The organism is Nocardia puris (assembly GCF_036051655.1).
GTDB lineage: Bacteria > Actinomycetota > Actinomycetes > Mycobacteriales > Mycobacteriaceae > Nocardia > Nocardia puris.
Genome location: NZ_CP107943.1, coordinates 28420 through 39887 on the forward strand (window position 1 = coordinate 28420; position 11468 = coordinate 39887).

Annotated in this window: 7 protein-coding genes and 1 pseudogene; 5 read left to right on the forward strand and 3 right to left on the reverse strand. The window is 66.8% G+C overall.

The window, feature by feature from the left end:
• Positions 1–33 precede the first annotated feature (33 nt).
• Both OHB21_RS00110 and OHB21_RS00115 read right to left on the reverse strand, forming a co-directional pair.
• Complete coding sequence (locus tag OHB21_RS00110; protein WP_328436878.1) at positions 34–3195, reverse strand: SMC family ATPase; 3162 nt, start codon at positions 3193–3195, stop codon at positions 34–36.
• Positions 3195–4580 carry a metallophosphoesterase family protein gene (locus OHB21_RS00115; RefSeq protein ID WP_328436880.1) on the reverse strand — a complete coding sequence of 462 codons (1386 nt, stop codon included), beginning with the start codon at positions 4578–4580 and terminating at the stop codon, positions 3195–3197. Before OHB21_RS00115 ends, OHB21_RS00110 begins: the two co-directional genes overlap by 1 nt.
• A gap of 63 nt (positions 4581–4643) precedes the next feature.
• Here OHB21_RS00115 and OHB21_RS00120 point away from each other — a divergent pair, with 63 nt between their 5' ends.
• The 4 genes from OHB21_RS00120 to OHB21_RS00135 are packed head-to-tail and all read left to right on the forward strand — an operon-like array spanning position 4644 to position 9535.
• Positions 4644–5480: a hypothetical protein gene (locus OHB21_RS00120; protein ID WP_067509185.1), complete on the forward strand. Its 837-nt coding sequence runs from the start codon at positions 4644–4646 to the stop codon at positions 5478–5480.
• Between the two features lie 56 nt (positions 5481–5536).
• Positions 5537–6679, forward strand: a complete 1143-nt coding sequence (locus OHB21_RS00125; RefSeq protein ID WP_195142851.1) for a hypothetical protein — start codon at positions 5537–5539, stop codon at positions 6677–6679.
• Positions 6679–8205, forward strand: coding sequence for a hypothetical protein (locus tag OHB21_RS00130; protein ID WP_328436882.1), 1527 nt, complete (start codon positions 6679–6681; stop codon positions 8203–8205). Before OHB21_RS00125 ends, OHB21_RS00130 begins: the two co-directional genes overlap by 1 nt.
• Positions 8195–9535, forward strand: a complete 1341-nt coding sequence (locus OHB21_RS00135) for an AAA domain-containing protein (protein ID WP_067509177.1) — start codon at positions 8195–8197, stop codon at positions 9533–9535. The genes OHB21_RS00130 and OHB21_RS00135 overlap by 11 nt, the downstream gene beginning before the upstream one ends.
• Before the next feature lie 458 nt (positions 9536–9993).
• Here OHB21_RS00135 and istA read toward each other — a convergent pair.
• Positions 9994–10729, reverse strand: a pseudogene (gene istA / locus OHB21_RS00140) (IS21 family transposase); the annotation flags it as partial.
• A gap of 99 nt (positions 10730–10828) precedes the next feature.
• On the opposite strand from istA, the gene OHB21_RS00145 reads away from it, so the two are divergent.
• Complete coding sequence (locus OHB21_RS00145) at positions 10829–11425, forward strand: hypothetical protein (protein WP_328436887.1); 597 nt, start codon at positions 10829–10831, stop codon at positions 11423–11425.
• Positions 11426–11468: the final 43 nt, after the last annotated feature.

Genomic DNA, 11468 nt, shown 5'->3' on the forward strand with positions numbered 1-11468 from the left:
CGGCGGCGACGCAACCAGTCCTTTTCAGATCCACTACATCATCGCCTGTAGACCATCGGTTAGATCTGAGTTCACGAGTTCGTCTCGTTCGGCGGCGGTGAGCCAGCGTGCGGTGGATCCGGTGGTCTCGCGTTGAATCCACAAGACGTCATCGACGGCTTCGGCAACGGCGCGGAGGTGGCTGACGACCATGACGTGGCGGTCGCTTCCGGCCTGGGTCCGAAGGACGTCCAGGGCTGTGTCGAGGACAGTCGTGTCGAGGGTGGCGAAGCCTTCGTCGAGGAACAGTGATCCCAGACGGGGGCCGCTGCGCGAGTGGAGTTCGGCGAGGGACAGGGCCAATGCGAGAGACGCGAGGAACTTTTCGCCGCCGGAGAGTCGGTTCGCGCTGTGCACGACACCGCTGCTGCGGCTGACGATGTCGAAATTCTCGGCGAAGCCGAAATCGTCGCCGGTCAGCTCGGCAAGCAGATCGCTGGCGATACTCAGCAGTGCACGGGTGTTGTGGGCGATGAAATGGCTGAGAAATTTGGCGTCGACGAGGTGGACTCGCAGTACCTCGACCGCGTCACGACGGGCTTTTGCGGCGGCGATGGCGAATTCGAGGTCGGCGGCGGGTCGCACGTGGGCCTGGGCGGCCGCCTCCGCGATGCGCAGTTCCTCGGCTTGTCGGCTTGCGGTCGTTTTGGCTTCGACCAGCGGATGCAAGGCGTTGGGAGCGGACAGATCAGCTGACGGGTCGAACCCATCGATATCGCCGAGCGTGTCGGCGATCTGACGCATCTTCGCGGTGGCGGCCTCGGCGGCGTGCTGGTGCTTGTTGCTGATTTCGGCCAGCTCGCGGTTCACGGTGTCGGTGAGTTGTGCCAACGCGGCAGCGAATGCCCGGACACCGGTGATGTCCGGTTTCACCGGTCGGTCCGGAACCCGATGGTCGAGGTGGTGCTCGGTGAGCGTGGAGGTGACGGTGTCTTCCCACAGGCGCAACCCCCGGTACAGGTCGGCCAATGGATTGTCGATCTGTGCGCGGATTGCCTGATCAATGGTCCTTTGCTCGACCAGGATTCCGTTGATCTCCCGCTGGACGTCGTCCCGTCGCTCGACGAGCTGCTGCACCTGCGATATCTTGTCCGCGATCACCGCCGCCGCTGCGGTCGTCTGCTCGGGGCCGATATCGCTGATCTCGGTGGGGAGCAGGGCACGGATGTGGCCTGGCAGCGCGTCGATGTCTGCTGCGGTGCGTTGGAGAGCCGCCGTGAGTCGCTTCGAATCTGCGGCTGCGGCGCGCACCGCCTCCTTGTGCCGGTCCTTGCGATTGCTCAATGCCGCGCGCTCGGCGTCGAGAATCGCGGTGTGGCTGTCAGCGTGGCGACGTAGCGAGCGGGTGTGCTCGTCGGCAGCTCGTTCGCAATGGGCGACGTCGGTGGCGATGTCGCCAGTCAGCTGATCGAGATCGGTGTCGGTTCCCGGCTGGGACAACGCGGTTGTCGCGGACAGCAGGGTTGCCGCGGCGGTGACCGCATCGAAAGTCTCTGCGGCGGTGGCCAATTCAACCATCAGTCGGCTGGCACTGTCGGTGGCGTCGACAACATCGGTCCGTGCCGTCTCGAGGTTCTGTCGCAGCTGGTTCGCCTGTTCCCGGGTGAGGTCTACCTTGGCCTGCGCCCGGGCGCGTTCGTCGGTGAGGCGATTGTGGTCGCGCTGGGCCTCACGGTGCGTGGCCTTCGCCTGGCGCAGGTCGGTTGCGGTGGCTGCGGCGTGCGGGGTGAAGGACTCCGCGAGCTGGCGATGACACACCGGGCAGTCGTCGCCGGGGCGTAGATCGCTGGCGATCGCGGCGGATTGATTGCGCTGCGTCACCGCGGCGACCGCGGCTTCGGCTGCCCGTAGGGCTGTACCCGCGGCGGACTCTGCGGCTGTCAACCCGGCAGCGATCCGCTGCGACTCCGCCAGCTGGTCGAGCGCATCGTGGTGCGCGCGGGAGGTGTCGGCGGCGTGCAGCGCGGCAGCGATTGCGCCGGAGATTCCGGCCCGGAGGGTCTCCGCGCGGTCGTGGACCGATGCGGCTACACGTTCGGCAGCGTCGGCGGCTGCGGTGAGCGGTGCGGCCTGCTTCACACGATCGGCCAGTTCTTGTTCCGCGGTGGCGATCCGGTCGCTCTCCACGGTGAGCTGAGCCGCACGTGTGCCGGCTGCAGCGCGGGCGTCGCGATGCTCCGTCACGCGCGCAGCCAGACCGTCGATAGTGACCGCGGCCTTGCCGAGCGCGGCCAGTCCCTCACCAGCCTTCTCGCAGGCGGCGATCCGGCTCACCAGATCGGACTCCTGGGTCTTCGCTTCGACCGAGCGAGCGCTGAGCCCCGCAGCCTCGGTGGCGAGCTGATCCGCGAGTGGTTGCAGGTCGTCGAGAGCTGCCATGGGGTTGGCCGCAGCGTGGTCGCGGAGGCGCCGCACGGCGTCTGAGGCGCGGCCTTCGGCCAGCTGCGACATCGAGGCCTGTTCGCGTAGATCCGAGATCGAATCGAGGGCGGTGGCCAGATGCGCGGCTCGCGACTCGGACTCTGCTGCTCGCATGCCCGCATCACGCGCGGCCTGCGCCGGATCCTCCGGCATCGCCTTGCGCTTGAAGCAGGCTTGCCCGATCAGGCCGTCGAGTCGTTCCTTCTGCTTCTCGGCGAGTCGACGTGCCTCGGTCAACGAATCCGCGCCGAACAGTTCCCGGAGGCGAGCGGTGCGCTCCTTGGTGGGAGCGGTTAGGAGTTGATCGAATCGGCCCTGCGGCAGCAGTCCGACGCGCAGAAAGGTCTCATAGCCCATCCCCAGGATGGATTCGATCCGGGCGTCGACCGGTTTGGCGCGGTCGACCTCCTCACCGGTGTCGAGATTGATGAGGTGATGGCGCCCGGCATTGGGGTTGCTGGCGTGCATCGTGCGCCTCACCCGCCAGCGCTGCCCGTCGTGCCGGAAGGTGAACTCCACACTCATGGCGTCACAGTCGTCCGCGATGAGTTGGCCGGAACTGCGGGCGTCCCACGTGGTTCCGCGGAACAAAGCGTAGGTGATGGCTTCCAACAGGCTGCTCTTGCCGCCGCCGGTGTTACCCAGCATCGCGGTCAGGCCTTTGCCGGTGAAGTCCACGGTGACCACCGTGGAGTAGCTGCGGAACCCGCTGACCGTCAGAGTCAGTGGCTGCATCACCGCACCGCCGATCCGTCGGTGGCGAATCCGGGCAGCAGTCCGGCCCGGTCCACGTCGTCGAGGCCGTGCCCGTCGATGGCGGCGGTGAGCAGTTTCTCTTCACAACACGGTGCGGGATCTATGGGATCGGGTTCGCTCTGCAAGTGGGCCAGAGCGGCCATGACGTGGTCGAGGCGTCGGCCGGTCACCTCGCGGTCGATCAGATAGTCGTGCAACAGGCTTTCGGCGCTGGGCACTTCAGCGGTCGCGGCGGAACGGTCGAGGATCGGGCTGGCTGTTCCCGCACGACGCTCTTGGATGTCGATGATCGTGGCGTGCGGCAGCATCGCTGCGAGGGTTTCCGACAGCCCGAGGGTGGGGCTGTCGGTATCGACGATCGCTTTGACCCAGGCGTCTCCGACACGCCTTGCGCGCTGGGCGATCTCGTCCAACGTGCCGGTCAGCTTCACCAGCCGACGGCCGGAACTCAGCGGGACCAGTTCGATCCGAGGGTCCTTGCCGGGATCGATCTCGACCAGCACGACGCTCTTGGTGTCCTTGGTCTCGCCGAAGTCCAGCTGCAGCGGGCTGCCGGCGTAGTGGGCAGGGAATCCGACGCTGTCGATGCGTTGCGGCTTGTGAATATGCCCCAGCGCACCGTAGTCGACCAGCGGCAGCCTCGCCGCTGGCACTGCGTAGTCCGACCTCAGCGAGATCGGGCGCTCGGAGTGTGAAGGGGTCGCACCTTCCACGAACAGGTGCGCGGCGTAGACCAGAATGTCGCGAGGCCCCCGTCCGGCGCCGAGCCGCCGGTAGACCTCGCCCTGCACGTGCCGCATCTGCTGGGCGAATGATGTCGTGGCAGTGCCGGGATCGGCGAGGTCGTAGGTGAACCGATTGGGGTGCAGGTACGCCAGCGCGCCTATGCGGATGGTGTGTTCGCCATCGGCGGCGGGGTACTCGGCGACCATGGGACCGCCGGAGCCGGTGTCGGTCACGAACCTCACCCGATGGTCGGGGGTATGCCCGGCCGCATCGAGTACGTACTGCAGGAAGGTGAGGACCGGGCGGGTGTCGTGGTTGCCGGCCACGACCACGGTCGGTGCGATCCGCCCGAGTCGCCGCAGCGTCTCCGACGCCAGACGCAGATCGTCGAGGCTCGGGCGGGACCCGTCGAACAGATCTCCGCTGTGCACAATGAGGTCGGGTGCGAAATTCTCTGCGATCGAGACGATTTCGGCCAGAACGGCCGCGAACTCGTCGTCGCGTCGGCGGCGTCCGATGTGGCGGCCCAGATGCCAGTCGGAAGTGTGGAAGATGCGTCCGGTCACGAGAGATTCTCCGAGAAGGGGTGGACGGCTCACTATGCGCCGTCGCGGATCGAATGGGAGGCCGAGCGACACCGACCATACCGCATTCCCGGGAGAAAATCTGGAACATTCTGGAACTCTGGTATCGTCCTCGGTATGAGCGAGCCGCTGGACGTGCTGGAGAAGAACATCGCCGAGCTACGTCGGGCGATCCGGGACGCTTCCTCAGCCGGCGATGCCGAACGCGCCGCCGAGTTGCGTGCCCAGCTGCGCCGCGCGGAACGGGCCTGGGACAGCCTCGTCGAAGTAGCGGACTCCGCCCCCGGACTCGTTGCGGCAGAACCTGCGCCAACGGCGGCGGCGTCGCAGGCGACCATGCTGCCCGCGCGCGAGCACGCGCACCGGGCGTTGATGCTGTTGCAGGCACCGGCGGCGCCGAAGCTGATCGTCAGCGTGCACGAGGCGTTCTTTCCCGGCGAGCTGTCGGCATCGAAACTGTCGAGCCTGCGGCGCGACGAGGAACGGTCCTACCGCGCCGCGCCCGGCGCCCGTCCGTACTATCTGTGCCCGGCGCTGACCCACGATCTACTCGGACCTGCCCGCGCGCTTGTCACGATCAGCACCTGGTCGCTGGAACAGCGGATCATCGGCCCGCTGTCGCCGCGAGTCGGCTTCCTCGGCAGCGCGATCAACATCGCCGAGGCGGTTCGACAGGCTCGCACCACCGACACGGGCCCGACCCCGGCCGCGCAACGCCTGCTGTGGCGCTTCGCGGCAAATATTCCCGACGCGACGGACCCGGCCTCCGGCGGAGCCGCAGCCGATCCACGACGCGTCATCGATGCCGCCGCCGCGGAACTGGCCATCCACGCCCCGGCCGATCACGCCACTCGCGTCAGCTCCGCGCGGCGCGCCCGCAAACAGCTCAGCGATGGCCAACAGCTGTTCGGAGCCCAACTACAGCAGCTCAACCAGGCGCGGTCGAGCAGCTGACGCCGCGCACGCCCACCCCCTCTACCCACCTACCCACCTCGAGGAAACCGAATCCTGTGAAGGTAGCCCCCGACAAGAGGCTCGACGTGCTGCGCGGATCCGCGGCCCGCCTGCCCTACAACGCTCGATCCCTCGCGGCACTCGAGAACAATCCGCGCTGCGCGCTGCGCGCGGTCCTGGACGCGTCGGGCTCGGACAAGAGCGCGATCGCCGCCCACGCCGGATACCCGACCACCTACGGGCAGTCCGTCTTCGCCATCACCCGCGGCAACTCGTTCGAGGCGATGGTCAAGGCGAACGGTGGCGCCGAATTGCTCCGCATTCTGCGCGAGACGCTGGAACTCGACCCGACAGAGGTCGGGCACGCCGACCTCAACGAGGTCGCCGGCGACGCCACGCCCTCGGTCCGCCACGCCAAGACCTGCCAGCAGCTCGTCGGGGTGGCACGCGGTGAGATCGAGGGCACCCTGTTCGACCACCCGATGTTGCGGTTGGTCGTGGGAGGGTACCCGGTCTTCCTCGAACCGGACCTCGTCGCCTTCCGGGTCCGCGGCAAGTTCTACATCGTGGAGATCAAGAGTTTCCCGATCATCGACGGGCAGGCGAACCCGGCGCTGCTGCGCTCGGCGACGACTCAGGCCGCCGCGTACATCATCGCGCTGCGCGCGATGTTCGCCGAGCACGGGATCGAACCGGACGCGGTGGCGGACACGGTCGTGCTGGTGGCGCCGAAGAACTTCAGCAACCGCGCCGTCGGCGCGACGGTCGACGCGTGCAAACAGGTCCGCAACCTCGCTCGCCAGCTGAGGCGGATTGAGAAGATCGTCGACCTGGTCGACCAGCTCCCGGAAGGCTTGACCTTCGACCTGGGAGTCGGCAGTGACGGTGAGCCGCGACGCCCGGTCGACAAGCTTGTGGAGGCATTGGAGGCAGTCCCGGCGAACTACCGCCCGGAATGCTTAAGCCATTGCGAGATGGCGCGTTTCTGCCGTTCCCGAGCCCGCGAGAGCGCGTCCCTGGATGTCCTGGGCTCGGCTGTGCGTGAACAGTTCGGCGGGATCGATACCGCCACAATGGCATTGGGTCTGGCACGTGGTGAACTGATCCCGGCCCCCGACCAGGTCGAGATCGCCGCTGCGTTGCGGCATGCGGCCCGGCTGCGCGGCGAAGTGACCGCCGCCGACGCCGGAGGTGCGTGATGAGCCGTGTGTCCGCGCTCGCCCGCCTGGAAGCGATGGACAGCATGCGAGCAGTGGCGATCACCAAGTTCCAGCATCGGCGGCTGTCCCCTCGCCCACTGGTGGTGGTGCCGCTGACCATGGCGGGTGAGGCAGGAGCGCCACTGGCCGCGATCGTGGGCGACGCCAAACACGCGCCGACGCTGCTCGTGGTCGGACAACCCCGTGACCGGGTCCAGCGTTTCGTCTTCGCCGCAGACCTGGGCCGAAAAATCATGGGCCACATCAACTTCTGTCGCATTGACCGCCACGACAGCCGCACCCGCAGCGGTGAGACGCGGACGTTCTACACCGACGCCCCGCAGATCCTGGTTCCGAACCGCGGTGGCATCAAGTTCTTGGCCGACCTGGGCCGCGCCTGCAGGTTCCGCGACACCACCGGCGACTACCCGGTTCCCGACGGTGTCCCTGAGCTGGGCCGATGGTTGACCTTCCTGGCCGATTCGGCCGAACAAGCCGGCACCTCGATGCTGATGTCGGTCACCGACCTGCTCACCGAACACTGGGCGACCGGGCAGAGCAGCTTCGAGGACCAGAACCTGGCCGCGCTGATGGCCTGGATAGCGCCACCACCGGGGACGAGCGTCGAACAAGCATTGCTCGACGCGGAGAACCCGACGGTATGCCCGCCCGCCGGGCCGGCGACTGATCCGTACTTCGACAACACGCACCTCGCGCCCGCGATCAGGGACCTCGACGCCGCACGCGCCGCAGGTGACACTGTGGCGCTGGCAGCCGCGCAGACAGAGCTGCGGGAACTGATCAACGAACAGATCAAACCGACATGGCGGATGGTGTGGGAGGCAATTGCGCTGCTGAGAGGCCTGCCCGAAGCGCCCCGCGCCTCAAAACGATTCGCCGGTGATTGTGCTCGATTCACCAGCTTCTCCGATGCCCAGGACTCCGGCACCGCATTGCCCCAACCGACCCGCGACGGCGCTGTCGCTGCGGCCCGGCGGCTGGCTCGGCTCGAGCGCGCGCTGGCGGACTACCAGACCGATGCCGCCCTGGACGATCCGTTCGTGCTCGCGGACCTCCGCAGCATCGGCGAAGCGTTCGCCGGAGAAGTGATCGATACCGAACCCGACCGTGTCGTCCGCAGCGACAAGGGCCGGCGAGTCCTGAGGCCGCTGGTCACCATCCGTACCTTGGATCCGACGCGGCTCGCCGACGGCACCGAGCTCATCAGCCCCCACATGCCCGCCGGGCACAAAGCCACGATCGTGTCCACCGAACTCGACAGCTCCGCCAGCGTGGTCACTATCGAGGTCATCGCCGGCATGGGCACCGCGAAAACCCCGAAACCAGAGGCTATTCCCGAACTCGGGCGGTCCGTCGCCTACCTGCCCAACCCAGGCTGGCGACCCGACCCGGTGTTCCCGGACTGGGCAGACCTCCCCTGGACCCACACCAACGCCGACCTCTCGGACTCCGACGGCGTAGTTCCCGACGACGCCACCGCGGAGGAGTGGGGCGATGATGACTGACTACACGAACGCGGCAGCCGCCGCCGAGCACGCCACCACATCGATCCTGGCCGACCTGGCCGGCGACCACCGAGCCATCGTCGTGGACTCCCCGCCCGGCGCCGGAAAGAGCACCCTGGTGGTCCGCGCCGCCGGACACCTCCTCGACCACGACGAACGCCCGATCGTGGTGGCACAGACCAACAATCAGGTTGACGACATGATCCTGCGCCTGGCCGACCAACACCCGAACCTGACGATCGGCCGACTGTCCGGCAGCACCTACACCCCGCCGCGTGCTGTGGGTGTGGCGTCGACAGTGGGGAAGACTTTGGCCGACCTGTCCGGCTGCAAAATCGTTGTCGGCACAGCCGCCAAATGGGCGACCGTGCGCGACGGCCGGTTCCGGTGGGCGATTCTCGACGAGTCCTACCAGATGCGTTCGGACACCCTGTTGCAGATCGTGGAACGCTTCGATCGCGGACTGTTCGTCGGCGACCCCGGACAATTGGACCCGTTCACCATGGTCGGCACCGAACGCTGGATCGGCCTCCCGCACGACCCCACCGTGAACGGGGTGACGGTCATGCTCGACCACAACCCGACTACGCCGGTCCATACGTTGCCGGTGTCCTGGCGACTGCCCGCCACCGCCGCCCCGACTATCGCCGATGCGTTCTACCCGTTCACACCCTTCACAGCCGGCACCGGGCCCGGTACCCGATCCATGCACTTCCGCACCAGAGCACTCGGCAACACCGAACTGGACGAAACCCTCGCCACCGCCTTCGCCACCGGGTGGGCCCTCCACGAACTCCCACGTCGCCACGTCCCCCGCACCGACGGCGAAACCATCCAGGCCGCAGCGAATCTCGCCGCCCGCGTCCTCGACCGCGGCGCGGTCGCCACCTGCGAACACCACCCAGACGGCCGCGAACTGTCCGCTACCGACATCGCCATCGGCGTCGCCCACCGCGACCAAGCAGACCTCGTCCGCCTCGCCCTGAATCGCACCGGCAACCCGCACGCAGCCGAGGTCGCGGTCAACACGGCGAACAGGTTGCAGGGCCGCGAATTCGAACTGACGATCGTGGTCCACCCCCTATCCGGACGCCGCGACGCAACCGCATTCCACCTCGAAGCCGGACGGTTGTGCGTGCTCACCTCCCGGCATCGGCAGGCGTGCATCGTTGTCGCGCGGGAAGGGATTGTCGACCTGCTCGACAGTCATCCCTCCGCCGAGCCCGTGCATCTGGGCGTGCCCGCCAAGTTCCCTGATGGCTGGGAGGCGAATCAGGTGATCATGACCAAATTGGCTGGGCACCGAGTCGCGGCATGTACTCCACACTGAAATGGGAAACGACGTCGGCTGGATTCGAAGCCAGCAACACGCCCCTGCCGGAAGACCGGGCTCAACCCACCAAACACCACCGAGAGTCACCGGTGGATCCAGGCTCAGTGGGCTGATGTTGTTCAAGCTATTCATTGCGAGCGTGTCGGCGGTTTCGCCTCCGCGTAGAAGCGATACACAGCTTTACCCTGACGGACGTGGATCTCAATTCTCTCGCTGAGCTCAGCTCGGTCCGCCCGCTCGAACACCGCTGGCTGGGCGCGGGGTTCACGCGCCCGTCCCGTGAGCAGCTGAGCACGATGACACAAAGAACCAGCCCGTATATGTATTGCACAGAACTGACCGGCCTGCGGCGGGCCGGTTCGGCCCTGCTCGGGTTGCGCTACCACAGCGACACCCCACCCGCTCCAGCCGACGCCCGAAACTGGACGACCTTCGCGATACCGACACCTGGCCGACCGTGCCGCGCTCGAGATAGTCGTGAGCTCGCTCGATCATGCCCTTGGCCTCGGGATCGGCCGGTTTGCAGACGATCACCTTCGTGCCGAGGGTTCCCCGGAAAGCTTGGCATTCGGCGGTGAGCTCGCTGCGGCCAGCCCGCCAGCGGCCGATCGCGCCTTCACCGTCCCAAACCAAAACCCTTGGCACCGAACCCAATCGGTGGATATGGGCCCACCACCCAGCGAACAGGTCTTCGGCATGCCGGGTCGGGATCAGCATCGCCATCAACCAGCGGGAATAGCCGCATACCATCGTCAGCACCGGCAGGTGTTTCGGGCCACGGACCTGCCCGAACCCGACCGGCAACTCGATCGGCGGGAACCAGAAATCGCACTGAGCGATCTCACCGGCGACATAGGTTGTTCGCGACGCCGGATCCGGCGGCAGATACGCCGGCCGCAACTCCGCCACCCGGCCCGAGAGCACCCGCACCGAGCGAGTCCAGCCGATCCGCTCGGCGATCACCGTCGCCGGCATCGTCGGATAGAGCTTGAGCATCTCGCGGATCTGCGGCTCGACCGCGTCCACGATCGACCCCTTCGGTGGTCGCTGGTACTTCGGCGGCCTTTCCGAGGCCAGGGCCCGTTTCACGGTGTTGCGGGACACGCCCAGCATCCGGGCGATTGCCTGAATCGGCATACCCTCTGACCGGCGCAAACGACGAATCTCAGCCCAATCCTCCACAGCAAGCATCCCTTCGGTCCTCCCTGGCTCGGATACAGCCAGGGTAACCGACCAGGTGGTCCGTTTTGAGTTGCCGCGCGGTGGTCATTTTTCACGTTCTGCCGACAGGTGTCGAACCATGCACCGCTGCAGAGCAACTCGCAAGCCCAGTCGGCGTTTGCGCTGGTTGCTGCGGGAGCGCACCATGTTGGGTTCGCTCTGGTCGCTGTCGGTCTGGCGAACTGGGGCGCCGAGCCCGACGGCCACACCGAGATGCAGGCACGGGTGGCAAACCAGCAGTTCGACACACTGTCCCTGGCACCCATCAGCTTTGCTGCGGCCTCGGCCGTGAGCAGCGTGGACGTTTGCGCTGCCGCCGCCTACCGGTTCTGTATAGGAGCTCCCGAGGGCAACGAGTTCGATCTGAGGAGATTGGAGCAGCTGATCGACAAGTCCGATGATGGCCGCGTGTTGCGCTCGAACCTCGAATCTTGGGTGCAGGCCGTATCAGCCGACGGCGACTATGCAGAGCTGAAAGCTGCCCGGAACCGCATGGTCCACAAGGACATGCCCAGCAGTTCGGTGGTGGGTTCAGGACCTGGTCGCACAATGTACCCAGTTGGTGGGGCCTTGGTAACTCCAGAGGTTGTGACCAGGCGGTTCTCAGACTTCGCGATCCGCCACTATGAGCATTTTGTGGACGCCGTACTCGCTGACTTCGTGTAGTGGCGGCGGTCGGCGATTTCTATCGGTGCAGGGGTGGATGCTG

What these genes read in the sequence shown, in the direction of transcription:
- OHB21_RS00110 (WP_328436878.1), bottom strand. Translation starts at nt 3,195, where the DNA reads ATGCAGCCACTGACTCTGACGGTCAGCGGGTTCCGCAGCTACTCCACG.
- OHB21_RS00120 (WP_067509185.1), top strand. Translation starts at nt 4,644, where the DNA reads ATGAGCGAGCCGCTGGACGTGCTGGAGAAGAACATCGCCGAGCTACGT.
- OHB21_RS00130 (WP_328436882.1), top strand. Translation starts at nt 6,679, where the DNA reads ATGAGCCGTGTGTCCGCGCTCGCCCGCCTGGAAGCGATGGACAGCATG.
- OHB21_RS00135 (WP_067509177.1), top strand. Translation starts at nt 8,195, where the DNA reads ATGATGACTGACTACACGAACGCGGCAGCCGCCGCCGAGCACGCCACC.